Origin of the sequence: Massilia mucilaginosa (assembly GCF_011682145.1) — a bacterium.
In the GTDB taxonomy this organism is placed as follows: domain Bacteria; phylum Pseudomonadota; class Gammaproteobacteria; order Burkholderiales; family Burkholderiaceae_D; genus Telluria_A; species Telluria_A mucilaginosa.
The window spans coordinates 41,833-67,352 of record NZ_WHJH01000026.1; the positions used below are offsets into that span (position 1 = coordinate 41,833).

A 25,520-nucleotide genomic window follows, 5' to 3' on the forward strand; every position below is an offset into this window, starting at 1 on the left:
GCGGGAATCCAAGGCAATGTCGATTAGCGTACATGCCTTGGATTCCCGCCTTCGCGGGAATGACGGAACTGAGGGTAGTGGATAGCCGCAGGGTCCGTCCCGGACGACCCACGTCCTCCGGGCTGCAACTTATTGATCGACGTTCCATGACCAACCATACTTTTCTCTGGCACGACTACGAAACCTTCGGCGCCCAGCCGCGCCGCGACCGTCCCGCGCAGTTCGCCGCGATCCGCACCGATGCCGCCCTGAACGAAATCGGCGAGCCGATCATGCTGTACTGCCAGCCGGCCCCGGATTTCCTGCCCGACCCGCAAGCGTGCCTGATCACCGGCATCACGCCGCAGCAATGCCTGGAAATGGGCGTGCCGGAGCATCAGTTCGCGGCCACCATCGAGGCGGCCTTCAGCCAGGCAGGCACCATCGGCGTGGGCTACAACACCATCCGTTTCGACGACGAAATCACCCGCTTCCTGTTCTGGCGCAACCTGATCGACCCGTACGCGCGCGAGTGGCAGCATCATTGCGGGCGCTGGGACTTGCTCGACGTGGTGCGCATGACCTACGCACTGCGTCCGGAAGGCATCGAATGGCCGATGCGCGAGGATGGCAAGCCGAGTTTCAAACTGGAGCACCTGGCCAAGGCCAACGGTTTGCTGCACGAGTCCGCGCACGATGCGCTGTCGGACGTGCGCGCCACCATCGCGCTGGCGCGCCTGATCCGCGACAGGCAGCCCAAGCTGTTCGATTTTTGCCTGGCCCTGCACAAGAAAGACAAGGTCGCCTCGGAAATGGGCATGCATCTGGCGGCGGCGCAGCGCCAACCCTTCCTGCACGTGTCGGGCATGTTCCCGACCGAGCGCGGCTGCATCGGCCTGGTGTGGCCGCTGGCGACGCATCCGACCAACAAGAATGAAGTGCTGGTGTGGGATTGCAGCTACGATCCGACCGAGCTGTTCGGGCTCGATGCCGACACCATCCGCCTGCGCATGTTCACGCGCTCGGCCGACCTGCCGGAAGGCGTGACGCGCTTGCCGATCAAGAGCATCCATGTGAACAAGTCACCGATGCTGGTGGGTAACCTCAAGACCTTGAGTACCGAGATGGCGCGGAAATGGGGCATCGATATCGAGCAGGCACGCGCGTTCGCGGCGGTGGCGGCGGCGGGGCCGGACATGGGGGCCTTGTGGGCGCAGGTGTACCAGCGGCCGGGGGCGCAGGAGAGCGTGGATGTGGATGAGGATCTGTACGGCGGGTTTATCGGCAGCGGCGACCGGCGCAAGCTGGAGTCCTTGCGGGCAGAGACGCCGGAGAAGCTGACCAAGGCCAGGCCCTCGTTCGAGGATCAGCGGCTGGTGGAGCTGGTGTTCAGGTATCGCGCGCGCAATTTCCCGGCGTTGTTGAATGAAGCCGAAGCGCAGCGGTGGGAAGAGCACCGCGCGGCCAGGCTGTTCGACGGGGAAGGCGGGGCGCGGACGATCGAGCAGTTGTTTGCGGAGATCGATACCTTGTCGGAAGACGCGGATGAGCGGGCCGAGGAGATTCTGGGGACCTTGTACGATTACGCGGAGGCGATTGCGCCGAGCAGGTATTAATTATCCTGTCGCCGCTAGCTCGTCGTTCCCGGCCTCGGCGGCCCCCTTGGCGGGAAGGACGGTTTGGAAGCTAGCGGGAACGACGATCTAGCGATACAAATTGATCGCGTCGCGCGTCTCGGTCGCCACCCGGCGCGCAGCCGCGGCGAAATCCTCGCTCCCCTGCGGCGCCGCATACAAAATCGCGCGCGAGGAGTTGATCATCATGCCGGCGCCGCCAGCCGTGCGGCCCGACCTGACGGTCGCTTCCACATCCCCACCCTGGGCACCCACGCCCGGCACCAGCAGCGGCATCTCGCCCACGATCGCCCGCACCTGCGCCAGTTCTTCCGGAAAGGTCGCTCCCACCACCAGCGCGCACTGCCCGTTCTTGTTCCACTTGTCGGCCACCATGCGCGCCACATGCTGGTACAGCGGCTTGCCGTCGGCCATCAGGAACTGCAGATCCGATCCGCCCGGATTGGACGTGCGGCACAGCACGATGGCGCCGCGGTCGGTCCATTCCATGTACGGCTCGACCGAATCGAAACCCATGTAGGGGTTGACCGTCACCGCATCGGCCCCATAGCGGTCGAACGCTTCGCGCGCGTACTGGCGCGCGGTGGCGCCGATGTCGCCGCGCTTGGCGTCGAGAATCAGGGGGATGTGCGGATAATGCTGGCGCGCATAGGCGCAAATGCGCTCGAGCTGCCCCTCCGCGCCCAGCGCGGCAAAGTAAGCGATCTGCGGCTTGAAGGAACAGGCCAGGTCCGCCGTGGCGTCGATGATTTCCTTGCAAAACAGGTAAATCGGGTCCGGCTCGTTTGCCAGTTGCGCCGGGAAACGCGACAGGTCGGGGTCCAGGCCCACGCACAGCAGGGAGTTGTTGGTGGTCCAGGCGGCGGACAGCTTGTTGATAAAGTTCACAGGACAGCCTCGTAGTCGATTACAAACCCGCCATTGTAACCTTCCCCTTCCCCTCCCCGCCCGCCGCCACGCACGTTTGAAAAGTCGTCTTGTTGGCATTTAGGGTATATTTTTGACCATTCGACAACTTGCTACGGACGGAAATACCATGACAAACAATGCATTCGCACGCTGCGCACGGGTGTTGCTGACCCTGGCACTGACAGGAACACTCCTGTCCGGCTGCGGCTACAACGAGTTCCAGACCAAGGATGAAGCCACCAAAGCAGCCTGGGGCGAAGTCGTCAACCAGTACCAGCGCCGCGCCGACCTGATTCCGAATCTGGTCAACACGGTCAAGGGTTACGCCAACCACGAAAAAGAAACGCTGGAATCGGTCACGCGCGCGCGCGCCGCCGCCACCAGCATCCAGGTCACGCCCGAGGTGCTCAACGATCCGGAAGCGTTCAAGAAATTCCAGCAGGCCCAGGGCGAGCTGTCCGGCGCCCTGTCGCGCCTGATGGTGGTAGCCGAGAAATATCCCGACCTGAAGGCCGACGCCAGCTTCCGCGACCTGCAGTCGCAACTGGAAGGCACCGAGAACCGCATTACCGTCGCGCGCCAGCGTTACATCGTCACGGTGCAGGATTACAACGTTCAGGTACGCAAGTTCCCGACCAACCTGACCGCGATGATGTTCGGCTATGAAACCAAGCCGTCGTTCACTGTCGAAAACGAAAAGGCGATTTCGACCGCCCCGGCCGTGAACTTTGGCAAGTAAGCCGATGAAGCTGCTGCGTTATCTCTGGCTGCTGGCCCTGGCGTTCGGCCTGGGCCTCGGCGCCACCGCGCATGCCCAGCTGGCGCCGGTGCCGACCCTGAGCACCCATGTCACCGACCAGGCCGGCATGCTGAGCGCGGAACAGCGCGCCAAACTGGAAGCCGTGCTGACGGATTACGAAAGCAAGACCGGCAGCCAGATCGCGGTGCTGCTGGTCAAGACGACGGCGCCGGAACAGATCGAGCAGTACAGCATCCGCGTGACCGATGCCTGGAAGCTCGGCCGCAAGGGCGTCGACGACGGCGTGCTGCTGGTGGTGGCGCCCGACAATCCGCCGGCCCTGCGGCGCTTGCGCATCGAGGCCGGGCGTGGCGTGCAAGGCGTGCTGACCGATGCGCAATCGAAGCGCATCTTGCAGGATGTGATCGCTCCGCATTTCCAGCAGAAACAGTTTTATGACGGCCTGGTGGCCGGCGTGGGCGCGATTGCGACCCTGCTCAACGCCGAGCAGTTCCCGGCACCGCCTCAGGCACAGCGCCCGGCGCAGGAGTCGGGCGGCGGCGGCATGCTGGTGCCGCTGATCCTGTTCGGCGCCATTGCGCTGGCATCGATGCTGCGGCCGCGCCGTTCGCGCCTGGGCAGCGGCGGCTGGAGCAGCGGTGCGACCGGCTTCATCATCGGCAGCGCGCTTGGCGGCCTTGGCCGTGGCGGCGGTGGCGGCGGTGGTTTTTCCGGCGGCGGGTTTTCCGGCGGCGGCGGCAGTTTTGACGGCGGCGGCGCCTCGGGAGATTGGTAATGAGTCAGTCCGCCACATCGACAAGCGCTTCGCGCCTGGCGCCTCGCGCAGCGCGTATCTGGCGCCACTGGCGCAGCACGCAGGCAAAAGGCCGCCGCGCGTTTCCGCCGGAAACGCTGGACGCGATCGGCAAGGCCATCACGGCCGGCGAACAAACCCATCGCAGCGAACTGCGCCTGATCGTCGAGACCGGCATGCCGTTCGACGCCTTGTGGGCCGGCATGGGCATCCGCGAACGCGCGATTGCCTTGTTTGCGGAATATGGCATCTGGGATACGGAAGACAATTGCGGCGTGCTGGTCTACGTGAACCTGGCCGAGCATAAGGTCGAAATCGTGACCGACCGCAACGTCGGGCGCAAGATCGACAATATCGTCTGGAAACGCATTTGCGCGACGATGACGCAGGGCTTTGCGCGTGGCGAATTCCATGCCGCCACCCTCGCTGCATTGGAGCAAGTCAACGCTTTGCTGGCCGAACACTTTCCGGCCAATGGCGTGCGCGCCAATGAGTTGCCGGATCGCCCCATCATGCTGTGACGCAGCGCAAAAAACCCGCCGCCGGGCGCGCTGTGTGGTTAAAATTCGCTATTCCGCACCACATTGAAAGCAATACATGAGACTTGAGCAAAAAGTAGCGATCGTCACCGGCGCCACGCAAGGCATCGGCCTGGCCTGCGCCCAGCGTCTGGTGAAGGAAGGCGCGCGCGTGATGCTGGTCGATATCAAGGCCGACGGCGCCGCCGCGGCCGAGGCGCTTGGCGAGAACGCCCGCTTCTTTGCCGCCGACGTCAGCCAGAAGGCCGATGTCGACGCCATGATCGCCGCGACCGTGACCGCCTTCGGCCGCATCGATGTGCTGGTCAACAACGCCGGCGTGACGCACGCCGCCGATTTCCTCGACCTGACCGAAGACGATTTCGACCGCGTGATGCGGATCAACCTCAAATCGATGTTCCTGTGCGGCCAGGCTGCCGCGCGCCACATGGTGAGCCAGCAGCACGGCTGCATCATCAATATGTCGAGCGTCAATTCGGAAGTGGCGATCGCCAACCAGGTGCCGTACGTGGTGTCCAAGGGCGGCATCAACCAGCTGACCAAGGTGATGGCGCTGAACCTGGCCGGCTACGGCATTCGCGTCAACGGCATCGGCCCCGGCACCATCCTGACCGAACTGGCCAAGAAAGCCGTGCTGGGCAGCCCGGAAGCGCGCAACACGATCCTGTCGCGCACGCCGCTGGGACGCTGCGGCGAGCCGGACGAAATCGCCTCGGTGGTGGTGTTCCTGGCCAGCGACGACGCTTCCTACATGACCGGCCAGACCATGTATGTCGATGGTGGCCGCCTCGCCCTCAACTACACGGTCCCGGTGAAGGAATGAGCCAAACCAAACAGCCGCTGCCGGCAGGGATCAACATGCTGGCGCTGGAAAACCAGTTCTGCTTCGCACTGTATTCGGCCTCGCACGCGATGACCAAGACCTACAAGCCGATGCTCGACCGGCTTGGCCTGACCTACCCGCAATACCTGGTGATGCTGGTGCTGTGGGAACAGGATGCGATCCTGGTCAAGGATATCGGGGCGCGCCTGTTTCTCGATTCGGGCACGCTCACGCCGCTGCTCAAGCGCCTGGAAGCGAACGGCCTGCTCTCGCGCAACCGCGATCCGCATGACGAGCGCCAGGTGCGCATCGTGCTGACCGCGCAAGGGCAGGCGCTGCGGGTCCAGGCCGAAGCGATCCCGGAACAGGTGCTGTGCGCCAGCGGCCAGGAACTGGCCGCGCTGGGACGCATGCGCAGCGAGCTGTCGGGCGTGCGCGACGACCTGTTCAAGGCGATGGAAGACCACGACTGATTGCACGGCGGGGCACGTCCCCGCCCTTCGCATCAACAAATTCGAATAAAACGATTGCACACAATTGAATTGTTCGCTATAGTTCTCTCATCGGCACAGCGTTGCCGCCCCAACCCAACCAAGGAGTCACCATGCAAGTTCTCTACACAGCACACGCAACAGCAACCGGTGGTCGCGATGGCCGCGCCGTTTCCGATGACAAAGTCCTGGATGTCAAACTGTCGACGCCGAAGGCGCTGGGCGGCGCGGGTGGCGCCGGCACCAATCCCGAGCAACTGTTCGCGGCAGGCTATGCGGCGTGCTTCCTGTCCGCACTGAAACTGGTCAGCGGCGCGCTGAAGACCCCGGTTCCAGCGGACACCAGCATCGACGCATCGGTCGGCGTTGGCCCGAACGACAAAGGCGGCTTCGGCCTGACCATCAAGCTGGTGGTCAACACCCCCGGCATGGACCAGGCGACGGCCCAGGCAGCGGTGAACAAGGCGCATGAAGTCTGCCCTTACTCGAACGCAACACGCGGCAATATCGACGTCGACCTGAGCGTCACCGTCTGAGGCGACCGCAACAGATATAAGACAGGCGTATGTCTGGTATCCAAAATGGCAATTAGACATATAAGTCCCCGCACCGCATAATTGCACCTGTCTCCACTATCTTCCTCCAAGAAAATAGTTTGAAGCCCGCTTTCATCAGCGGGCTTTTTTTTGCCTGTTCGAACAGTGCGCAAACGGCACTCGATGCCGCCCGACACTTTTCTCATTGTTTTCCCACATTGTTGCGCAGTGTCATAGCTGGGTAACATTCCCTGCCTATACTTGCTTCATCTGCTGTACACGTAACCGATATGCGTGACTGGCAGCCAGGTGTGCCGACCCAGAGGGCGGCACACCACTCCGAATTGACGATCTCTTGGCCCGATCTTGGGTTTAGCCCGCTCCCACAAGCGGGCTTTTTTTGGCGCAACACTTTTCCCTGTTCCTTTGACTAGAACTTGCAAAAAGATGACGCAAAGGCTTGAAGCTGGCGCCCATTCATCTATCATGAAGTTCCTCGAGCTTTTTTCATAACCATTGGCCAGCCAAGCGGAGCGATAAGAATGAGCGAATATGTCCTAGATGCACTATCCGAGCCACTTTATCAACAGGCAAACGCCAGCCGCCGCCAGCGCCACACCCCGGACGACACGCTCGTCCTTACCGAGCTCAATCCCGACACGGTTGTCGACCACCTCGATAGCGATAATGCCCCGGTCGAACTGATCACCTTCGGCACGGTGCGAGAGACTTGCCCGAATTGCAATCATACCCACCTCAAGCTGGTCTTGCGCCAGCGTGCCGTCCGCGTGGCCCATCTGTTCTGTGCCGAATGCCAAGCCTGCTTTGATGCGCGCTACCCCAACGGCGCGCCCGCACTGACGATCTGAGCGCGTTATCGGACACACAACTCGGGCAAACAACATGCCGGCCGCGCACGCGCGGCGGCCGGCATGGTAAGGTGGCGGTTTTCCCTCACGCCCCCCTGTCATGTCCGCCCTGCTTTCCCTGCTTGTTCTCGATGAACGCCTGCGCAAATTGCGCTACGGCACCGCGATCGCGATCTACGCCGCCATTCTCATCATGGGTTCCCTGCCTGGTGCGCGCGCCGAGATCGGCACTGTGGCGTCCGGCATCGTGCTGCACTCGCTGGCCTACGGCACCATTACCTTCCTCTTGTTCACCGGCAGCCTGGGCAGTGCACGCGAACGCGCCATCAAATCGGTGCTGACCGTGATGGTCATGGGCGCGCTGGACGAACTCGTGCAGAGTTTTTTACCGTACCGCACAGGCGCGCTCGGCGACTGGATGGTCGATTGCAACGCCGCACTCGTCACCGCCGGCCTGCTCTGGGCATTTCTGCCGCAAGCGCGTTCCCGCTAGCGCCGCCGCGCCGGGCGCGGCATCGCCAGCGCCAGCGCCAGCGTCATGCGCGTGCGCCTCGCGCATGAGGCGCCGCACCGCCTGTTCCGCGCGATGATGCTCGCGCAGGCTGGTGACGCTCGACTCCATCGAAGCGACCAGGTCGGTGATCAGGCTGGAAAGTGAAGTGGCAGGCATGGAAAACTCTCAAAAATTTCAGTAGGAAAATTATTGCCCGTTCAAAGCTGCGGGCATTTGCGCTGTATCAAGCGCGCACTGCGCTGTTTTTGCGCCATCGCCGTACTCTCCGAAAAATTCAAGACAATCTGCTCATTGTTTGACCTGTGTCAAAAGGCATATGAATGCATGGGAACGTTAGTCGAAACGCCCGCTCTTACCCCAGTGGCACGCGGCATTGTCACGCACACAAGGAAGACACCCAACCAAAGGAGTTGATCATGAAGCGTATCGAACAAAGCGTGCTCTTGGCGGGCTTGCTGGCCCTGGCGGCCTGCAGTTCCACCGGCATGAACGGCAGCGACACGGCCAGCGGGACGAGCGGCACCAGCGCAGACACCTCGGCAAGCACCGCATCGACCGGAAGCGGCACGACCGGCAGCGGCGGCGCGGCCGCTAGCGCAGGAAGCGGCGGCAGCGGTGGCGCGGCAACGGGCGGCAGCGGCCAGACCAGCGCCAGCGGCGGCAGCGGAAGCATGGCGGGCACCGGCACGGGCAGCAGTACAGGCAGCATGGGCACGGGCGGCTCGACCTCGACTGGAAGCACGATGGGCAGCGGCAGTTCCACGTCGGCCGCGAGCGGCAGCGGCATGGCGGGCTCGGGGAGCTCAGGCAGCGCCACCGGCACCGGCATGGACAGCTCCATGGCGGGCGCGGGCAGCTCCACTGCGACGGGCAGCGCCCAGTCGGGCGGCAGCATGGCCAGTGGAACCAGCGCGTCCGGCGCGCCGGGCGGAACGCCCAACAGCACCGTGAGCAAGATCGAAGTCGTACCGCGTCAGGCCAGCGGGACCGCAGGCACCGGAGGCGCGGTTGGCGGCACCGGCAGCGCCGGCAGCACCGGCACCAGCGGCGGCACCATGAGCGGTGACCGCGTCTACCGCATTACCCTGAAAATGGACGATGGTGCGACCCGGGTCGTCACACAGGAAACGGCGCCATCGTTCGCCACCGGCGACCGCGTGCGCATGTCGGGTGGCGCAATCGAGCGTTAGTAACGCCCGGTAGCGGGGGCTGGCGCTTGGCTGGCCTTCCTGTCGGCAATGCTGTCGCCGCTGGCGCACTGTGGACGCTAGCCTCTGGCGCACTTTGGACGCTAGCCGCTGGCGCGCTGTGGCCGCTGAACGGTTTGCCCACCAAGATGCGGTATTCGCGGACACCTTTGACCATCAGGCAACATCAGCGCACCAGAACATGCGTGCGCAGGATGTCAACGATGCCCGCTCGGATCACTCCGATCACTCCGATCCGACATTCTTCGCCGCATCCGCGCGCTGGCGCAGCACCGCTTCCGCCGCCTTCTTGCCGGCGATGAACGCATGGTCGGAATTGTAGTATTCCCATTCGCTGTAACGGCCCGCCAGCACGATGTCGTAACGCGCCAGCCATGCTTTCACCAGCGCCACGTTGGCCGCGCGCGCGTGGTCGTACACGACATATGCATACGGCATGTCGACCAGGTTGGCGGTGATGATGCGGTCATCGGGCCTGAGCATGGTGACCTTGACGCAGTCCTCAATGCAGCGGTCGATCAGCGCCTGGCCGTCGAGCGGCAGCGGCTTCCAGGGGGAATACGAAATCTCGCAGGTCAGCCCGAATCCTCCGGGCGGATTGCAGTGCGGGCTGGCGTTGCCCTGCACGAAAATGCGGTGGAAAATCGTGTCTTCCGGATAGTAGATCCAGTGCTTGTCGGTGATGTTGTCGCGCGCCACGCCAAGGTTGACGCAGCGCACCGACAAGTGGCGCAAGCCGGCGGCCGCCGCCCGCACCTCGGGCGGCGCTTCACTGCCGATCAGCTTGATCAATTCGGGCAAGGGCATGGTGCTGATCAGGTGGTCGTAACGGTAGCGGCTGCCGTCCGCCATCACCAGCAGGTGTTCGCGCGGCAGCAGCTGGGCCGCTTCGGCATTCATCTCGATCTTGCCTTTGATGTGCGGCAGGAAACCGGACATCAGCGCCTGGAAACCGCCCGAGAGCGGATAGCCGAAGCGCGCATTCGGCCCCATCGGCCTGGCGACCGGTTCCAGCGCGCCTTCGATGATTTCTTGCAGATCGGGCAGCGGCACCCTGCCGCCGAGCCAGGAGGTCTCCATCTCGCTCAGCGGCACTGTCCACAGTTTTTTGTTGTAGGGAATCGCGAAGTGCTCGGCGATGCCGCGCCCCCATACCCGGTAAATGAATTCTTCGAAGTTCTGGCTCTCGCGCTTGCGCGGGACGATGCTGGCCGTGCCGTGAGCAAGCTCGACCGTACCGTCGGCGCAGCAGTCTTCCACCGGCTTGACCGCGCAGGGCGGCGCCGCCGCCGCAGCCCCGTTGATGCTGCCGAAGCGCGCTTCCACCGCGCCGACGATGCATTCGGTGATGACCTTGGGCGGCAAGCCGTACAGCGCGCCCTGGAAGGGGTAGCGCGTGTACACCTGCTTGCTGTAGACCCAGGCTTCGCGATTCTGCCAGTGCAGGTTGGGGCCGAGCAGCATCTCGTACAGCGAGAGCACGTAAGGATCGTTCGAGAACATGATGTGGCCGGCATGGTCGAAGGTGAAGCCCTGGTCGTGGATCGAGCGGCACCAGCCGCCGACGCTGCTGTTCTTGTCGAGCAGCAGCGCGCCCTCCCCCAGATGGTAGGCTGCGGACAGCCCGGTCGGACCGGCGCCGACGATGACAGTCTGCACGTTTTGCGCGCCAGTCTGCGAGCGCAGCGGGTTCACCGTGGCGCCGCTGCCGCTGCCGCCGCCAGCCGCGCCGGCGCCCGCATTCCCGGCGCCGCCAAAGCGCGCCGTGCTGCGTGACGGCGTGGTCTCGGCCAGCAGAAGGCGCATCGCGTCCACGGTGACGTCCCACGAGGTGCCGGCCACGATATCGCGCATGGTGGCGCACATCGCGGCGCGCCGTTCCGGCGTCATCGACAGGGCCGCTTCGCACGCCGCGATGAAGTCGCCGGCATCGCGCGCGATCGCCACCACATGGCCGTAGGGCCGGGCCACGTCGGCAATGCCGGTGCTGACGATCGGCAATTCGGCGGCCATGTATTCGAGCACCTTGGTCGGGCTGATGAAGCGGGTGGCCTCGTTCAGGGCGAACGGGAGCAGGCACACATCCCATCCGGCCAGCAGGCCCGGCAGCGCCGCGTACGGTTGCTGCCCCAGGTAGTGGATGTTCGGGCGTTGCGGCAGGCTGGCCGGGTCGATTTTCATGACCGGACCCACCAGCACCAGTTGCCATTCGGGATGCGCATCGGCCAGCGCACCGATCAGCGGCGCGTCGAAGCGCTCGTCGATCACGCCGTAAAAGCCCAGGCGCGGCGCGCCGATGCCGCCCTGGAGCGGATGGCCGCGGTCGCGCTCGAGCGCGCGCTCGAAGTGGCGCACGTCCACGCTGCTGGGAAAGCAGTGCGCGTTGGGATGGCGCTCGCGCTTGGCCTGGTACAGGCTCGGCCCGCCGGCAAACACCAGGTCGGCCAGGCTCAACAGGGCGGTTTCGCGCTGCAGGAGCTGGCGCGGCGGGTTCTTGAATGCCGCCAGTTCGTCCATGCAGTCGTACACCACCAGGCCCGCATGCAGCTCCTGCAGCAGCGGCAGGGCCATCGGCGTATAGAACCACACGATGGGCCGCTCGCCGGGCGGCACCAGGCTGGCCAGCATCGGTTGCAGCAGGCGGATCTGGTCGTCGTGAAAGCCCGGCGCATGCACCGGCGTGTGCGGCCGCAACACGGTCACGTTCGGGACCGGACGCGATTGTTCCATGAAGCTGTCGCCATCATCGTGAACGGGCTCCTCCACAAAGAGGATGCGGAAGTGGTGCGCCAGCCGCGATAACAACTGCTGCGGCCGCTGGTAAACAAAGTCCCAGCGCAGGTGGCAAAAAACGATGATGGTCGACATGTGATCTCCTTTCGCCCGTCCCGGGCGTATATTGTTGGCGGGTGTGGTGTCCTGCAAACGCGTAGCGCCGTCGCGCGCGGGTGAGGAAGGTGGCTGCTCATGCAATTCCGGGGTAGCAATCCTCCTTCTCGAGGTCGTTGAGCGTGGCCGCGCGGATCAGTTCGAGCGGGACCTTGGGCGTGCGGTCGGCGCACAGCAGGCCGTTCGCTTCCTGGAAGGTGTCGCTGAACTGGGTGTAGCAAAAGCCGCTGAACATGGTCGTGGTATTGACCACCGCCAGCAGGCGCCGGTACAGATCGAGGAAACTGTCTTCGGTGTGGGCGCGCGAATAGCCCCAGGTACGCCCGCTGGCGCCATGTTTGTCGAAGGCGATGCCGCCGAACTCGGTCAGCACGATCGGCTGGCCGCGGTGCGGAAAGCCGTCCAGCGTGAGGATGCGTCCGCCCGGACGGCGCTGGTCGAACAGGGTGCGGGTCGGCTCGCTGGTGGTGTAGCGCGCCGCCAGCCGCTCGGGATTGCAGTCGTAGTCGTGGATGCCGAGGATGTCGGTGGCCGACGCTTCCCAGCCATCGTTGCCGATCACCGGGCGCGTGGCGTCGAGCGTGCGGGTCAGGTGGTACAGGGCCTCGACCGCGTTGCGGTGGGCCTGGGTCAGGGTCAGGTTCGGCACGCCCCACGATTCGTTGAAGGCGACCCAGACGATGATGCACGGGTGGCTGTAGTCGCGCTCGATCGCCTCGGTCCATTCGCGCACCATGCGCGTGATGGCCTTGGGACTGAAACGGTAGGCCGAGGGCATTTCTTCCCACACCAGCAGGCCCAGCCGGTCGGCCCAGTACAGGTAGCGCGGGTCTTCGATCTTCTGGTGCTTGCGCACGCCGTTAAAGCCCATCGCCCTGGCCAGTTCGACGTCGCGCCTGAGAGCCGCGTCGGACGGCGCCGTCAGCAGCGACTCGGCCCAGTAACCCTGGTCGAGCACCAGCCGCAGCGCGTAGGCGCGCCCGTTGAGCATGAAGCGGTCGCGGTTGATCGCCACCGAGCGCAGCGCCGTGTAGGACCGCACCACGTCGAGCACCTTGCCGCGGTGGTGCAGGGTCACCTCGGCATTGAGCAGGGTGGGACGCTCGGGACTCCACAGCAGTTCGTTGCGCGAATCGTCGATGCCGGGGTCGGACAGGGAAATCTTGCGGTTGGCCTCGTGCCCGAGCAGCTTGTAGTGGTCGTCGGCCAGCAGGTTGTCGCCGTGCCAGATCTTGACTTCGACGAACAGTTCTTCGGTGATGTCGCCGGTGGCAAAGATTTCGCAGCCGATTTCGTAGGTTTCGAAAATCGGCGTCCAGCGCAGGCTCTGGATGTAGGTCGAGGCCACCTGTTCGATCCATACCGTCTGCCAGATGCCGGTGGTGCGCGGATACCAGATCGAGTGCGCTTCGAGCAGCCAGTCCTGCTTGCCGCGCGGCTTGGCCAGGTCGTGCGGATCGTCTTCGACGTACACGGTCACGAGCTGCGCGCCCTCTTCGTCGAGTACGCCGGTAATGTCGGCCGAGAACGGCGTGTGCCCACCCTCGTGCTCGACCACCAGGTGCTGGTTGACCCAGACCCGGGCGCGGTAGTCGACCGCGCCGAAATGCAGGATGGTGCGCCCGGCGTGCGGCTTGAGCTGGAAGCTGCGCTCGTACCAGCACACCGAATGAAAGCCGGTATCGCCCAGGCCGCTGGCGCGCGCTTCGGGCGCGAACGGCACCTCGATCTGGTGCGTCCATGCGCTCGCGCCATCGGGCATGCGGCAGCGCCGCTCGTCGTCGAACATGAATTTCCACGGGCCGTTCAGGCTGATCCAATGCTCGCGCACGAGCTGGGGCCGCGGGTATTCGAATTGACTCATCGATGCTCCTCGTCGTGGGCCGAAACGGCCGTGGCCGCAGGTCCTTTTCAGGCTGCGCGTGGGCAGCGCCATGCCGCGAAAACGCCGTTGATCGCAGACAGGGAATGGATGCTAGCACGCCAATTTTGCGTATTTTCACGCTTGGACGAAGCAAGATTTCTAAAGGAAAATGGCTTGTAACCGGCTGTATTTCAGCGGCGCGAAGACGGCGTCGCGCGCCAGAGGGAGGCGTCGTGGGACTGACGATTGAGCGGAGCAACTGGTTACATAAAGTAGGCTGCTACCTACATCACGGATCGGTGTTTTTACGGGTGCGATCGAAGCGGACACGTGGAGGTGCGCGGCCGGCGAGGCGCGGCCGGCGAGGCGGCGGCGCATGCCGCGTCGCCGCCGCGCGTGTCTATTTTGCGAGCTCGACCATGACGGCCGTGTACATCTGCAGGTTCAGCATCAGCTGCTTGACGGTGATGAATTCATGCTCGGAGTGGCCCGAGTACACCGTGCCCGGCATGGCCGGCCCGAAACTGACCGCATTCGGGAACAGGCGCGAATTGGTGCCCCCGCCGATCGAGACCGGACGCGGATTCTTGATCCCGGTGTAGTAGGAAAACACCGACAGCAAGGTCGGCACCTGCGGCGCGCTTTTCTGCAGCCACGGTTCGGTGATCTCGACCTTCACATCGGCCAGCGCGACGCGCCGCGCCTGCCACTGCGCCAGCGCCGCGTTCACCTCGCGCGTCAGCTGTTCGGTCGTCTTGCCTTGCGGACGGCGCAGATTCACATGCAGGGAGATGCCGGCCTCGCCCTGCTTGATGACGGTCGGCGCCACTGTCAGCGGGCCCATGAATTTATCGCGGTAAGCGATGGCGCCGAACTTGTCGCCATACATGCTGGTCCCGATCAGGTCGTTGAGAAAATTGACCATGGCGCCGGCCGTGCTGTTCGGCCACGCCTGCACGCCGAGCGCATCGGCCAGCATGCTGATCGCGTTGACGCCGTCTTCCGGCTTGGACGAGTGGGCTGCGAGTCCCTGCGCCTTGACCAGCAACTGCTGGCCCTGGCGGGTGAAGGTGTAGCGCATGCCGCCCTGGGCGGTGGCGCGCTGGCGGATGCGCGCCTCCAGCTCCGGCGTGGCGTTGTCGATGGTGGCGTTGGCGTCTTCCGGAATCTGGCTGCCGAAAAAGCCGCCGCCGAAGGCGCTGAGCGAGGCCGTGCCCGCCTCCGCCGCCACCGCTGCCTGCGGCGGCACCGTCACGCTGATGGTGCCGTAGCCCTTCTCGGCCGTCACCACCGGATACTCGGCGTCGAGGGTGATATTCACCTGCGGCGCCTGGTGCGTCTTGAGAAACCCGGTCAGCGGTCCCCAGTCCGATTCCTCGGCCATGTACACATACAGTTCCAGCCGTTTCGACAGCGCCAGCTTGCTGTCCTTGATCGCCTTCAGCGCGTACATGGCGGTTGCGATCGGTCCCTTGTCGTCCTCGGTGCCGCGCCCGATCAGGCGCCCGGCTTCGCTGGTCTTGTCCAGCTCGAACGGCGACTTTTTCCACTTGGAGGGATCGACCGGCTGGATGTCGCCGTGCGTGATGATGCCGACCCGCTCGCTGCCGCTGCCCAGGCCGATGACCATCACATAGCCGTGGTCGGTGTAGTCGAGTCCGAGCCGCTCGGCCTCGGCCTTGAGGTACTGCTTGAAACCGAGATGCTGCGCATTGCGCTCGAACGGCACTGCCTTGTCGGCGACCGTATTGAAGCTGACCATCTTGCCCAGGCTGTTGATCAGATCGGTGCGATACGTCGCCGCCGCATGGGCGGCCGCGCGCAAGGCCGCATCTCCCGGTGGTGGAGGAGCGGCGCCGGCGGCGGTGCCCAGGCAGCACAGCAGGCTGGCGATGACGAACGAATGGCGCATGATGACAATCCCGGACGTGGTGTTGATGAACGTCAAAGTCTATCACCGCCAGCCGTGCGGCGCAGCGGCCTGGCAGGCTAGCGGCTGCGCGCGGCCATCTTGCTCAGCAAGTAAATACCATACAGCGACGCGATGCCGACCAGCGCATACACCAGGCGCGACCAGGTGCTGCGCTCGCCGAACAGCGCGGCCACCAGGTCCAGGTCGAAGGCTCCGACCACGCCCCAGTTGATGCCGCCGACAATCATCAGCACCATCGCGACCCAGTCCAGGGTCGAAAAGTGCGTTGAGTGCAAGATGCTGCTGGCGTTGCGCCGTTCGGGAATGTGGCGGCGTTCGTTTGCGGGTGCGTTCATTGTTGCCATTATTGCCTCCTTGTGGTCTCCACCAGAGCGGTGGCGTCCCTCTAGGACAGCACACCGGGGCATAAAGTTTTCGCAATCGTGCAGGCCGACGCGCGCGCCGCGCTTCGGGTATGGTAATGGACGACACCACCCATCCAAGGAGTTTGCCCATGAGCGAAAAGAGCATCAAGCGCCTGCACCCCGCGCAGCGCGACGACATTGGCGAGCTGATGACCCAGCGCCCGCTGCCCGGCCCGTACGCCGAGCAGATCGACCCGTTCCTGTTCCTCAATCACCATGGTCCGCAGCACTACCCGCCCGGCAACCGTGGCTTGCCGTTCGGACCGCATCCGCACCGCGGCTTCGACACCGTGACCTTCATTATCGACGGCACCCTGATGCACAAGGATAGCGCCGGCCACGAAAGCGTCATCGGCGCCGGCGGCGTGCAATGGATGACGGCCGGCAGCGGCATCGTGCATGCCGAAGTCTCGCCGCCGGCCTTTCGCGAGCAGGGCGGCCAGCTCGAAATCCTGCAACTGTGGATCAACCTGCCGGGACGCCTGAAGATGAGCGCGCCGGCCTACACCGGCTTGCAGCGGGGCGACATTCCCACGATCGCGCTCGACGGCGGCAAGGTCGAGCTGAACCTGATCGCCGGCGCATGGGACGGCCGCCAGGGTCCGGTGCGCTCGCTCACCGGCGTGTTCATGAGCACCTTGGCGATGCGCGCCGGCGGCCAGCTGCACGTGCCCGACCTGCGCGCGCGCAACGTGTTCCTGTACGTGGTGCGCGGCACGGTGGAAGTGAACGGCGACCGCGCCGACGCCTTCCACCTGGCCGAACTCACCGAGGAAGGCGTCGCGCTCACGGTCACCGCCGAGACCGATGCGCTGCTGATCTTCGGCCACGCCACGCCGCTGAACGAGCCGGTGGTGTCGCACGGACCGTTCGTGATGAACACGCGCGAAGAAATCCAGGCCGCCATTGCCGACTTCGAAGCCGGGCGCTTCCAGAGCGTGCGTTAAGGCCGCATCAACCCTGCGCGAGGAGCGCCTCGGTCGACAGCACCAGCGTCTCCTTGATCTCCTCCATCACCACATAGCTCTTCGACTGGGCCGCGCCGGGCAGCTGCAGCAGCATGTCGCCGAGCAGCTTGCGGTACTCCGCCATCTCGTGGATGCGCGCCTTGATCAGGTAATCGAAGTCGCCCGACACCAGATGGCATTCCTGCACCTCGGGAATGCGCAGCACCTCGCGCCGGAACTGCTCGAAGGCCGAGGCCGACTTCTGGTTCAGGGTAATTTCCACAAACACCAGCAACTTCGCGCCCAGCGCGGCCGGATCGACGCGCGCGTAATAGCCGCTGATGACGCCGTCGCGCTCCATGCGCTTGACCCGTTCGATGCAGGGCGTGACCGACAAACCGACCCGCTCGCCCAGGTCCTTCATCGAAATGCGGCCTTCAAGTTGCAGGATGCGCAGGATGTGGCGGTCGAGCTTGTCGAGGCTGCGGGTCGATTCTTTAACGATGCGCATGAAATTCCACTAAATAAGTGCAGTTATACGTGAACAAAGACTGGTTGAAACCCAATAATATAGCGGAAATTCTTGCATCCACACTTAATCTTCCGGAGAGACCATGCGTGTCGTCATTTTGGGCAGCGGCGTTATCGGCGTGACCACGGCTTACTACCTGGCCAGGGCCGGCCACGACGTCACCGTGCTCGACCGCCAGCCCGGCCCCGCGCTGGAAACCAGCTTCGCCAATGCCGGCCAGATTTCGCCCGGCTACGCCTCGCCCTGGGCCGCGCCCGGGATTCCCCTGAAAGCGGTGAAATGGATGCTGCAGCGCCACGCGCCGCTCTCGATCACGCCGGACGGCACCACCTTCCAGCTCAAATGGATGTGGGACATGCTGCGCAACTGCACCGCCGACCGTTACGCGGTCAACAAGGAACGCATGGTACGCCTGGCCGAGTACAGCCGCGACTGCTTCAAGACCCTGCGCGAAGAAGCCGGTATCAGTTACGAAAGCCGGCAGCGCGGCACCATGCAACTGTTCCGCACCGAACAGCAGTTCGCCAGTGCCGAAAAAGACATCAAGGTGCTGCAGGATTCCGGCGTCCCCTACGAACTGCTCACGCGCGACCAGCTCGGCAATGCCGAACCGGCGCTGGCGCTGGTCAAGGACAAGCTGGTCGGCGCGCTGCGCCTGCCCAACGACGAGACCGGCGACTGCCAGCTGTTCACCACGCGCCTGGCCGCCATGGCCGAAGCGCTGGGCGTGCGCTTTCGCTACAACGTCGCCATCGACCGCCTGGCGCTGAGCGGCAACGCGATTGCCGGCGTGCATTGCGGTGACGAGCTGGTGCAGGGCGACGCCTACGTGGTCGCGCTCGGCGCGCACTCGACCGCGCTGTTGAAATCGATCGTCGACATTCCCGTGTACCCGATGAAAGGTTACTCGATTACCGTACCGATCACCGACGCCAGCAAGGCGCCGGTCTCGACCATCCTGGACGAGAGCTACAAGATTGCCGTGACCCGTTTCGACGACCGCATCCGCGTGGGCGGCATGGCCGAGATTGCCGGCTTCGACCAGCGTCTCAATCCACGCCGGCGCGCCACGCTCGAGATGGTCGTGGGCGACCTGTTCCCGGGTGCTGGCGACAGCGCGCGCGCCACGTTCTGGACCGGCTTGCGTCCGATGACGCCGGATGGCACCCCGATTGTCGGGCGCACCGCGCTGGGCAACCTGTACCTCAACACCGGCCACGGCACGCTGGGGTGGACCATGTCATGCGGCTCGGCGCAGATGCTGGCCGATCTGATGTCGGCCAAGCGCCCGGCGATCCGCTTCGACGACCTCTCGGCCGGGCGCTACCACGGCCGCGGCAGCGACGCCCGCCTCGACCTCGCCAACGCCTGACCCCAAAAACTCCTACCCCCATCCCAAAACCGCCTACAACCGGGGTCAGAGCTCTGATTCGAAACATTTTTTGTTGCTAATCAGAGCTCTGACCCCGGTTGTAGGACGATTCGCGTTGCCCTGCCCGATGCTACCAACGGCGTGACACTGGCAACTCCTCGACCACGCCAACTTCTGACGCCAAAACTCCTACAGCCGTAAGCAAAATACGCCAACCGGGGTCAGAGCTCTGATTCGAAACATTTTTTGTTGCTAATCAGAGCTCTGACCCCGGTTGGAGGCGGTTTGATGGCAAGGGTAGGAAATGTCCGTTGTAAAAGGTGGACAGCGCTGAGGAAGAAAGTTGGCGCAGGCGAATTCATGTTGCGATTTGGATACTGTTCGTGCATCCGGTAACTATCCGCTGCACCGTGATTCAGCGCCAGCACCCAGACTGACCGTCCATCGCACGCCTTGGACGCTCGTGCGGAGCGAAAACTTCTTTCATCCCGACCGCGCCGCCGTTGCGCGCGCACGGTCCTCGTCCAGGAAAATATATGAAAAAGAACCTCCCATGGGTCTTGGCCGCCGCTGCACTCGCCGTTGCCGGCAGTGTCTGCGCCAGTACGATCACGATCGAATCGGCTTCCGCCACGCCGTCCGGCATGCTGTCCGACGCCGGCGCTTACCAGAGCGCCGTCAACAGTTCGCTGCAGGGCACGACCTACACCAAGACCAGCGTCGCGTCGTACAACAACATCACCCACGCCAGCCTGTTCGGCGGGAACAGTAACTTCGCGCTGAAGTCGACCATCCATTTCGGCGTGACGCAAGCGACCGCCGGCCTGTGGCAGTTCCGCGCCGGCGTCGATTTCGGCTACGGCGGCGCGCTGTTCCTCAACGATGTGGCGCTCGACGTGAAAAGCTACGACATGTGGTGGGCCGGCCAGTACAACAATGCGTCGCAGTATTTCAACGCGGCAGTCAATCTGGGCGCGGGCAACCACATCCTGACGATCTATGGCTTCGAGGGCTGCTGCGATGGCGGACAGCAGGCGCAGTTCATGGCGCCCGCCGGCACCTTCACCAGCTTCAGCAATACGGACAATCTGGTCAGCGCCGTGCCGGAACCGGAAACCTATGCCATGTTCCTGACCGGCCTGGGCATGCTGGGCTTCCACGCGCGCCGCCGCGAGCCCTCGGCCACCATCACGGCCTGAGACAAAGCGGGACCAGGGCGGGCCGCACCACGCCGGCCCTCCCCCCTCATTCCACCGTGATCGGCAGGTCGCGTCCGCTCAGCGCTTCATTGCCGGCATAGTCGGCCGCGAAGATGCGGATCACGTAGTCGCCCGGCGCCAGCGCGGCCGGGTCCCAGCCTCCGGTTTTGGCCACGCCGTCGCGCACGGTGTTGGTCACCACGTACAGGAAGCGCGTCGTCGCGCTGCCATACACGGTGATGCCGCTGTTGTCGGCATACGCCAGCTTGACGCTTTCCGGATCCGGCGGCAGCTTGTTGAATTCGATGTTGACCAGCGGCTTGCCGAAGCCGGCCACCGGCGTGCCGTCCGCCTGCAAGACCTGGTAACCGACCTTGTACAAACCGAGCTTGCGCCGCGCGGCGTTGCCGTCGGCCTGGTCGTAGGCATCGACCACGATCCCCAGCGGCCCGGCGCCGCGCGCCACCATCACGCGCTTGCCCGGTTTGCGCGCCAGCGCGCTGCCGGCCGCGTCGACCAGCCCGATTTTGTCGATGCGCGGCGCCACCTGGTCGCTAAAACCCGTGAACGGCAGCACCATCGGATTGGCTTCCACCCCGCCCGGCTGGTACACCAGGTGCACGTGGTACATGCGGTTGACCGTGCCCAGCGCGTCGCCGACATGAAAGCGCGTGCCGCGCCGCACGCGCATGCGCTCCGGCTTGCCTTTCTCGTTATCGAGCATGATGAAGCGCGCCGGGTCGAGCGGCGCGTCCTTGAGGGTGCGCCCGACCCGCATGTGGATGTAGGCCATGCTGTCGATGCTCATGCCTTCGCCCACCTCCCCGAAGGCCCAGTTGGGCACGGGGCTGCTGACCTTTTCGTCGGCCACCGCCAGCACCGGCACGCCCATGTCGGCCTGCACATCGAGGCCGCTGTGGAAGTGGTGGCGGCTTTCGCCGTTGTAGCTGCCGCGCACTTCGCCGATGGTGCCGACCACTTCGTGGCGCTGGTCCTGCGGCTTGAACGGCCACGGGAAATTCCCGGCCGCCGCCGGCCGCGATGCGGGCACAGGAACCGGCACGGTAGCCGACGCGGTAGCCGACGCGGTAGCCGGCGCGGCGACCGGCGCGGCACCCGCCACATCGGCCGGCGCGGCGGCCGTGGCGACCGGCGCCGCCTTGGGCGCCAGCACCGCGCTTGCACCGTCGGCGCGCGGCGAGACCCGGTGCACGGTGCGCCTGACGGCGTCGCTGACATACAGCCCGCCCGCGCGGTCGAGCGCGATGGCACTCGGCCGGCTCAAGCGCACCGATTGCGCGTCGCCGATCTCGATATCGACGCCGATCCCGGTCAGGCCCTGCAAGACGCCGTCGGGACTGAGCTGCAGGATGCGCCCGCGCCAGATGTCGCCCACGTACAGAAAGCCGTCATGCGTGAGCGCCAGCGCGACCGGGCGCCGCAGCAGCGGTTTTTCGGCGTTGTCCGGCGCTATCGCCACGGTGCTGACCTGGCCGTCCGGCGCCAGCTTGCGCACCGCGCCGTTGCTGGTGTCGGCCACGTACAGGTTGCCTTTGGCGTCGACCACGACCGAGGTCGGCGTGTCGAACTGCGCGGCGCCGGCCAGGCCGTCCACGTAGCCGGGCGCACTGCCTGCGATGGTGCGCACCATGCCGTCCGGCCCGATGGCGCGGATGCGGTCGTTGTAGGTGTCGGCCACGTACACCACGCCGGCCTTGTCGACCGCGACGCCAACCGGCCCGTTGAACATGGCGACGTCGGCCTTGCCGTCCAGGTAGCCTGGCACGCCGCCGCCGGCCAGGGTGCTGACCACGCCTTGCGGGGTGACTTTGCGAATCGCGTTGTTGCCGGTATCGGCGACATACAGGTTGCCGGCGGCATCGATGGCCATGCCGGACGGGGTGTGGAACGCGGCGCCGCCGCCGGTGCCGTCGGCAAAGCCTTCCTTGCCGCCAGCCAGGGTCGAGACCAGTCCCTCGGGCGTGATTTTGCGGATGCGGTTGTTGTCGCCGGCGTCGGCCACGAACAGGTTGCCGTCGCGGTCGATCACCATGCCGAAGGGGTCGGAAAAGCGCGCCTGCGCCGCGCCGCCATCGGCAAAGCCGGCGCTGCCGTTGCCGGCCACGGTGCCGATGCTGACCGGCCAGCCCAGCACGGTCGGCCGCGGTTTGATGCCGACCATGGCCGCCACCCTGGCCACCGACGGCTGCGCGCCGCCGTGCAGCGCGTACCAGGCGCCGCCCGCGCCGATGGCGCCAATGGCGCCAATGGCTGCCGCGATCAGCAGCGGCTTCGTGTATTTTCCGTTCAAACTTGTCACCCGCTCAGCATTATCAAAACACGAAGCTTACCTCATCATCAAGTACACTAGGTGCCGGCCGGATGACCGGCAATTTTCCGAACGGAGTTTCCATGATGACCTCGACCCGGCTGGCGTGCGCGCTGGCCTTTGCCGCCTGCCAGGCGGGACCCGCACTGGCCGCCGGCGCGCCTCCGGCCACCCTGGAACGCTTGCACGTGGCCAGCGCCCTGACCGCGCCGAAATCGTTCACCTTCGGCGTGGAAGGCCCCGCCGTCGATGCGGCCGGCAATGTGTACGCGGTCAATTTTGCGCGCCAGCAAACCATCGGCAAGGTCAAGCCGAACGGCGAGGCCGAGGTGTTCGCGACCCTGCCCGGCACCAGCGTGGCCAACGGCATCCGCTTCGGGCCGGACGGTGCGATGTACGTGGCCGATTATGTCGAACACACGATCTACCGGATCGATCCGGCCAGCGGCGCCATTGCCATCCACGCGCGCGAGGACGCCATGAGCCAGCCGAACGACCTGGCCATCACGGCCGCCGGGGTCATCTATGCGAGCGATCCGGACTGGAAGAAGAGTACAGGTCGCGTGTGGCGCATCGAGCGCGACGGCAAAGTAACGCTGGCGGCCGACCAGCTCGGCACCGCCAACGGCATCGACGTCAGCCCGGACGGGCGCACCCTGTACGTGAACGAGAGCGTGCAGCGCATGGTCTGGGCGTTCACCATCGCGCCCGATGGCACGCTCGGCGGCAAGCGCCGCATCGCCAGTTTTTCCGATCACGGGCTCGACGGAATGCGGGTCGATGTCGACGGCAATCTGTACATCACGCGCATCGGCAAGGGCACGGTGGTCAAGCTCTCGCCCGACGGCCGCACCCTGGCCGAAATTTCCCTGCCGGGCAAGAAGCCGAGCAATATCAGCTTCGGCGGCCCGGACGGGCGCACGGCGTATGTGACCGAAGTGGAGAATGGACAGTTGCTGCAGTTCCGGGTGGCGCGTCCGGGACTGGAATGGCAGCAGCGCCAGGCTGGCGCCGCCAGGCCGGCGCAGTAACGATCACGACAACGCCAGGCCCGCGCCGCCCGGCGTCCTAGCGGCGCGCTGGCGGCAACCCTTGTTCGGCCGGCGGCTGGATGGTGCCGCCGCATTCGCCGTACTTGTGCACAAAACTCTCGTAAGCCGCGTCCGGCGCCGCAAAGCGCGCCAGGCTGCCCGGCGTCCTGGGCAGCCCCGGCCAGATGGCCGCTGCCGCCGCAAGGCTGGCGTCGATATCGCCGGCCTGGATTTTCCCCAGCACGCCCAGTCCGCGCAGCACGTCGACCGCGATCAGTTCCTGCGTTTCGGCGCAAAAGTCGGCCAGGTCCATGCGCGCGCCGACCTCTTGCCATAGTTCGCGCGTGATGCGGTACAGGCCGGCGGCTGTACAGGTGCCGTTGTGGCCGGGTCCGGGATGGGTGGAAAAATCGGTGAAGCGCCACGGGTCGTTGCGCCGGCCGCGAATCGCGCCGTCGAGAAAATCGACGCCGCCGCCCAGGCAGTGGCACATCGCGCGCAGGAACGCCCGGATGTTGGGCTGTTTCAGGTAGATCCGGTTTTCTTCAAGCCGGCACGCTTTTTCCAGGCGGATGCGCACCGTCTTGGCTTCGGCCTCCTCGGCCGGCGTGGTGCTCAGGCGCGCGCGGTGGTGCAGGACGGCGCCGGACGGCGAAATGAGGGTGGCGCACATGCTGCTTCCTAGACAAAGAGTTCGACCGATTCGGCCATCGCCGTGGTCGACAGCAAGTGGGTGTAGCCGTTGCGGTCGGAGGTGCCGAATTCGAGCTGGCCGCTGGCGCGCACCACGGCGTATTCCTTGTGCACCAGCGGGTCGCCCGTTTCTTCGTCGAGCAGCACGAAGCGCTCGTTGAAGCTCGGTCCGCGCGGCGCATCCCGCAAGGCGCGCGACGGCCGGCTGTCGCTGTCGGACAGGGCGCGCCCGGTATCCTTGAGCACCTGGCTGCGCATCATCTGCACCGGCAGCAGCTTGGGCAAGGGCGAGCAGCGGCAGCTGCACAGATCGTTTTCGAGCGCGACGTGCTTGCCGTCGGACATTTCGGGAATGCGCGGGCCGACGCACATGATGCGCCCGGTCGCCTTGCATGCGGGACAGGCCACCAGGTCGCCCTCGAGTGCGATGGGCACGCCGTTGATGCAGCCGCTGCCGCTGGCCGAGACGACCCTTCCGCCGGCGCTGGTGGTGGCGCCGAGGGTGATGGTGTAGCGCCTCATTGCGCCAGGCTCCGCAGGGCGCAATGGCGCCCGGATTCGGCGGGAACGACGGGGTGGGAGATCAGTTTCATGGCTCTTCCTTTGCGACGGTATCAACAAGCTGGCGTTAGCGGCACCGGGGCGCCTGACATACGCCAAGGTTACTTTTCGAGGCGCTTGCGAGCTTGATATCGATCAATCAAACCATTGCTAGCTAGCTTGAACAGGGTGACAGCACCTCCTGTCAAGGGATGTCCGCCAGCTTGTTGACGAGCGTGTCGGCGGGCTCCAGCAGGCGGCCGTCGGCGGCGCGCGGCAGCATGGGCGCCAGGGCCTGTCCGCTCTGCCTGTCAACCAGCTGCGAGTGCGCTTCGCCCTCGGCGAACAGCTGCCGCTCGCCCCACTGGCGCAGCGCCACGATCAGCGGGAACAGGCTCTCGCCTTTGGCGGTCAGGACGTATTCCTGATAGGCCGTGCCGTCGGCCGCCGGCTGCACGGCCAGCACGCCCTCCTCCACCAGCACGCGCAGGCGGTCGGCCAGGATATTGCGCGCCACTCCGAGGCGGCGCTGGAAGTCGCCGAAGCGGCGCGCGCCGTCGAAGGCGTCGCGCACCACCAGCAGGCACCAGCGCTCGCCGATCGCATCGAGCGAGCGCGCCACCGGGCAGGCGTCGGCTTTCATGCTTTTACGTTTGGCCATCGTTGCGGATTCCCTTCTTCAGCGTTAACTAGTTGCATTTTAAAACCAGAATCTCTACACTTCAACTAGTT

General features: G+C 65.1%; 24 protein-coding genes. 14 read left to right on the forward strand and 10 right to left on the reverse strand.

What is annotated here, in order from left to right:
• Window positions 1-146: 146 nt before the first annotated feature.
• Entirely contained in the window at window positions 147-1,595 is a 1,449-nt protein-coding gene (gene sbcB / locus F2P45_RS19805) for an exodeoxyribonuclease I (protein ID WP_166878948.1), read from the forward strand.
• A gap of 87 nt (window positions 1,596-1,682) precedes the next feature.
• Here the strand turns inward: sbcB and pyrF are convergent, their stop codons facing one another.
• A complete protein-coding gene (gene pyrF / locus F2P45_RS19810) occupies window positions 1,683-2,501 on the reverse strand; it encodes an orotidine-5'-phosphate decarboxylase (protein WP_166878951.1) in 819 nt (272 codons plus the stop codon).
• A 148-nt stretch (window positions 2,502-2,649) separates the two neighbouring features.
• Here pyrF and F2P45_RS19815 point away from each other — a divergent pair, with 148 nt between their 5' ends.
• The 9 genes from F2P45_RS19815 (at window position 2,650) to F2P45_RS19855 (ending at window position 9,037) form a co-directional block, all read left to right on the forward strand.
• Window positions 2,650-3,261 carry a LemA family protein gene (locus F2P45_RS19815; RefSeq protein WP_166878954.1) on the forward strand — a complete coding sequence of 204 codons (612 nt, stop codon included), beginning with the start codon at window positions 2,650-2,652 and terminating at the stop codon, window positions 3,259-3,261.
• Between the two features lie 4 nt (window positions 3,262-3,265).
• Complete coding sequence (locus F2P45_RS19820) at window positions 3,266-4,057, forward strand: TPM domain-containing protein (RefSeq protein ID WP_166878957.1); 792 nt, start codon at window positions 3,266-3,268, stop codon at window positions 4,055-4,057.
• Entirely contained in the window at window positions 4,057-4,596 is a 540-nt protein-coding gene (locus tag F2P45_RS19825; RefSeq protein WP_166878959.1) for a TPM domain-containing protein, read from the forward strand. Before F2P45_RS19820 ends, F2P45_RS19825 begins: the two co-directional genes overlap by 1 nt.
• A 76-nt stretch (window positions 4,597-4,672) precedes the next feature.
• Window positions 4,673-5,437, forward strand: a complete 765-nt coding sequence (locus tag F2P45_RS19830) for an SDR family NAD(P)-dependent oxidoreductase (RefSeq protein ID WP_166878961.1) — start codon at window positions 4,673-4,675, stop codon at window positions 5,435-5,437.
• Window positions 5,434-5,910, forward strand: coding sequence for a MarR family winged helix-turn-helix transcriptional regulator (locus F2P45_RS19835; RefSeq protein WP_166878963.1), 477 nt, complete (start codon window positions 5,434-5,436; stop codon window positions 5,908-5,910). Before F2P45_RS19830 ends, F2P45_RS19835 begins: the two co-directional genes overlap by 4 nt.
• Before the next feature lie 131 nt (window positions 5,911-6,041).
• Window positions 6,042-6,464, forward strand: coding sequence for an organic hydroperoxide resistance protein (locus F2P45_RS19840; RefSeq protein WP_166878966.1), 423 nt, complete (start codon window positions 6,042-6,044; stop codon window positions 6,462-6,464).
• Between the two features lie 542 nt (window positions 6,465-7,006).
• Complete coding sequence (locus F2P45_RS19845; RefSeq protein WP_166878969.1) at window positions 7,007-7,333, forward strand: hypothetical protein; 327 nt, start codon at window positions 7,007-7,009, stop codon at window positions 7,331-7,333.
• A gap of 100 nt (window positions 7,334-7,433) precedes the next feature.
• Window positions 7,434-7,826 carry a VanZ family protein gene (locus tag F2P45_RS19850; RefSeq protein ID WP_166878971.1) on the forward strand — a complete coding sequence of 131 codons (393 nt, stop codon included), beginning with the start codon at window positions 7,434-7,436 and terminating at the stop codon, window positions 7,824-7,826.
• 437 nt (window positions 7,827-8,263) lie between these two features.
• Window positions 8,264-9,037, forward strand: a complete 774-nt coding sequence (locus F2P45_RS19855) for a hypothetical protein (RefSeq protein ID WP_166878973.1) — start codon at window positions 8,264-8,266, stop codon at window positions 9,035-9,037.
• A gap of 243 nt (window positions 9,038-9,280) precedes the next feature.
• Here the strand turns inward: F2P45_RS19855 and F2P45_RS19860 are convergent, their stop codons facing one another.
• The 4 genes from F2P45_RS19860 to F2P45_RS19875 all read right to left on the reverse strand — a co-directional run bounded on the left by F2P45_RS19860 (window position 9,281) and on the right by F2P45_RS19875 (window position 16,085).
• On the reverse strand, window positions 9,281-11,923 hold the full coding sequence (locus F2P45_RS19860) for an NAD(P)-binding protein (RefSeq protein ID WP_166878975.1): 2,643 nt from the start codon (window positions 11,921-11,923) through the stop codon (window positions 9,281-9,283).
• 97 nt (window positions 11,924-12,020) lie between these two features.
• Complete coding sequence (locus F2P45_RS19865) at window positions 12,021-13,808, reverse strand: glycoside hydrolase family 2 protein (RefSeq protein ID WP_166878978.1); 1,788 nt, start codon at window positions 13,806-13,808, stop codon at window positions 12,021-12,023.
• 400 nt (window positions 13,809-14,208) lie between these two features.
• Window positions 14,209-15,720: a dipeptidase gene (locus F2P45_RS19870; protein WP_166879055.1), complete on the reverse strand. Its 1,512-nt coding sequence runs from the start codon at window positions 15,718-15,720 to the stop codon at window positions 14,209-14,211.
• Between the two features lie 77 nt (window positions 15,721-15,797).
• Window positions 15,798-16,085, reverse strand: a complete 288-nt coding sequence (locus F2P45_RS19875) for a DUF378 domain-containing protein (protein ID WP_166878980.1) — start codon at window positions 16,083-16,085, stop codon at window positions 15,798-15,800.
• Between the two features lie 149 nt (window positions 16,086-16,234).
• On the opposite strand from F2P45_RS19875, the gene F2P45_RS19880 reads away from it, so the two are divergent.
• On the forward strand, window positions 16,235-17,092 hold the full coding sequence (locus F2P45_RS19880) for a pirin family protein (protein WP_166878983.1): 858 nt from the start codon (window positions 16,235-16,237) through the stop codon (window positions 17,090-17,092).
• 7 nt (window positions 17,093-17,099) lie between these two features.
• Here the strand turns inward: F2P45_RS19880 and F2P45_RS19885 are convergent, their stop codons facing one another.
• Entirely contained in the window at window positions 17,100-17,603 is a 504-nt protein-coding gene (locus F2P45_RS19885) for an Lrp/AsnC ligand binding domain-containing protein (RefSeq protein WP_166878985.1), read from the reverse strand.
• 103 nt (window positions 17,604-17,706) lie between these two features.
• Between F2P45_RS19885 and F2P45_RS19890 the strand changes: the two genes are divergently transcribed.
• Together F2P45_RS19890 and F2P45_RS19895 are read left to right on the forward strand one after the other, a co-directional pair.
• Window positions 17,707-18,996, forward strand: coding sequence for a D-amino acid dehydrogenase (locus F2P45_RS19890; RefSeq protein WP_166878988.1), 1,290 nt, complete (start codon window positions 17,707-17,709; stop codon window positions 18,994-18,996).
• 536 nt (window positions 18,997-19,532) lie between these two features.
• Entirely contained in the window at window positions 19,533-20,195 is a 663-nt protein-coding gene (locus tag F2P45_RS19895; RefSeq protein ID WP_166878991.1) for a CCXG family PEP-CTERM protein, read from the forward strand.
• 46 nt (window positions 20,196-20,241) lie between these two features.
• Here F2P45_RS19895 and F2P45_RS19900 read toward each other — a convergent pair whose 3' ends face one another.
• A complete protein-coding gene (locus F2P45_RS19900) occupies window positions 20,242-22,506 on the reverse strand; it encodes an NHL repeat-containing protein (RefSeq protein ID WP_166878993.1) in 2,265 nt (754 codons plus the stop codon).
• A 101-nt stretch (window positions 22,507-22,607) separates the two neighbouring features.
• Between F2P45_RS19900 and F2P45_RS19905 the strand changes: the two genes are divergently transcribed.
• On the forward strand, window positions 22,608-23,555 hold the full coding sequence (locus F2P45_RS19905) for an SMP-30/gluconolactonase/LRE family protein (RefSeq protein WP_223164792.1): 948 nt from the start codon (window positions 22,608-22,610) through the stop codon (window positions 23,553-23,555).
• Between the two features lie 37 nt (window positions 23,556-23,592).
• On the opposite strand, the gene F2P45_RS19910 is transcribed toward F2P45_RS19905, so the two are convergent.
• The 3 genes from F2P45_RS19910 to F2P45_RS19920 all read right to left on the reverse strand — a co-directional run bounded on the left by F2P45_RS19910 (window position 23,593) and on the right by F2P45_RS19920 (window position 25,449).
• Window positions 23,593-24,228, reverse strand: coding sequence for a lysozyme family protein (locus F2P45_RS19910; protein ID WP_229505183.1), 636 nt, complete (start codon window positions 24,226-24,228; stop codon window positions 23,593-23,595).
• A gap of 8 nt (window positions 24,229-24,236) precedes the next feature.
• Complete coding sequence (locus F2P45_RS19915) at window positions 24,237-24,770, reverse strand: PAAR domain-containing protein (protein ID WP_166878995.1); 534 nt, start codon at window positions 24,768-24,770, stop codon at window positions 24,237-24,239.
• A 223-nt stretch (window positions 24,771-24,993) separates the two neighbouring features.
• A complete protein-coding gene (locus tag F2P45_RS19920) occupies window positions 24,994-25,449 on the reverse strand; it encodes a winged helix-turn-helix transcriptional regulator (RefSeq protein WP_166878997.1) in 456 nt (151 codons plus the stop codon).
• Between the last annotated feature and the right edge of the window lie 71 nt (window positions 25,450-25,520).

What these genes read in the sequence shown, in the direction of transcription:
- F2P45_RS19855 (WP_166878973.1), top strand. Translation starts at nt 8,264, where the DNA reads ATGAAGCGTATCGAACAAAGCGTGCTCTTGGCGGGCTTGCTGGCCCTG.
- F2P45_RS19825 (WP_166878959.1), top strand. Translation starts at nt 4,057, where the DNA reads ATGAGTCAGTCCGCCACATCGACAAGCGCTTCGCGCCTGGCGCCTCGC.
- F2P45_RS19835 (WP_166878963.1), top strand. Translation starts at nt 5,434, where the DNA reads ATGAGCCAAACCAAACAGCCGCTGCCGGCAGGGATCAACATGCTGGCG.
- F2P45_RS19920 (WP_166878997.1), bottom strand. Translation starts at nt 25,449, where the DNA reads ATGGCCAAACGTAAAAGCATGAAAGCCGACGCCTGCCCGGTGGCGCGC.
- sbcB (WP_166878948.1), top strand. Translation starts at nt 147, where the DNA reads ATGACCAACCATACTTTTCTCTGGCACGACTACGAAACCTTCGGCGCC.
- F2P45_RS19875 (WP_166878980.1), bottom strand. Translation starts at nt 16,085, where the DNA reads ATGGCAACAATGAACGCACCCGCAAACGAACGCCGCCACATTCCCGAA.
- F2P45_RS19880 (WP_166878983.1), top strand. Translation starts at nt 16,235, where the DNA reads ATGAGCGAAAAGAGCATCAAGCGCCTGCACCCCGCGCAGCGCGACGAC.
- F2P45_RS19820 (WP_166878957.1), top strand. Translation starts at nt 3,266, where the DNA reads ATGAAGCTGCTGCGTTATCTCTGGCTGCTGGCCCTGGCGTTCGGCCTG.
- F2P45_RS19815 (WP_166878954.1), top strand. Translation starts at nt 2,650, where the DNA reads ATGACAAACAATGCATTCGCACGCTGCGCACGGGTGTTGCTGACCCTG.
- F2P45_RS19860 (WP_166878975.1), bottom strand. Translation starts at nt 11,923, where the DNA reads ATGTCGACCATCATCGTTTTTTGCCACCTGCGCTGGGACTTTGTTTAC.
- F2P45_RS19830 (WP_166878961.1), top strand. Translation starts at nt 4,673, where the DNA reads ATGAGACTTGAGCAAAAAGTAGCGATCGTCACCGGCGCCACGCAAGGC.
- F2P45_RS19905 (WP_223164792.1), top strand. Translation starts at nt 22,608, where the DNA reads ATGATGACCTCGACCCGGCTGGCGTGCGCGCTGGCCTTTGCCGCCTGC.
- F2P45_RS19850 (WP_166878971.1), top strand. Translation starts at nt 7,434, where the DNA reads ATGTCCGCCCTGCTTTCCCTGCTTGTTCTCGATGAACGCCTGCGCAAA.
- F2P45_RS19890 (WP_166878988.1), top strand. Translation starts at nt 17,707, where the DNA reads ATGCGTGTCGTCATTTTGGGCAGCGGCGTTATCGGCGTGACCACGGCT.
- F2P45_RS19845 (WP_166878969.1), top strand. Translation starts at nt 7,007, where the DNA reads ATGAGCGAATATGTCCTAGATGCACTATCCGAGCCACTTTATCAACAG.
- F2P45_RS19915 (WP_166878995.1), bottom strand. Translation starts at nt 24,770, where the DNA reads ATGAGGCGCTACACCATCACCCTCGGCGCCACCACCAGCGCCGGCGGA.
- F2P45_RS19910 (WP_229505183.1), bottom strand. Translation starts at nt 24,228, where the DNA reads ATGTGCGCCACCCTCATTTCGCCGTCCGGCGCCGTCCTGCACCACCGC.
- F2P45_RS19840 (WP_166878966.1), top strand. Translation starts at nt 6,042, where the DNA reads ATGCAAGTTCTCTACACAGCACACGCAACAGCAACCGGTGGTCGCGAT.
- F2P45_RS19895 (WP_166878991.1), top strand. Translation starts at nt 19,533, where the DNA reads ATGAAAAAGAACCTCCCATGGGTCTTGGCCGCCGCTGCACTCGCCGTT.
- F2P45_RS19870 (WP_166879055.1), bottom strand. Translation starts at nt 15,720, where the DNA reads ATGCGCCATTCGTTCGTCATCGCCAGCCTGCTGTGCTGCCTGGGCACC.
- F2P45_RS19865 (WP_166878978.1), bottom strand. Translation starts at nt 13,808, where the DNA reads ATGAGTCAATTCGAATACCCGCGGCCCCAGCTCGTGCGCGAGCATTGG.
- F2P45_RS19885 (WP_166878985.1), bottom strand. Translation starts at nt 17,603, where the DNA reads ATGCGCATCGTTAAAGAATCGACCCGCAGCCTCGACAAGCTCGACCGC.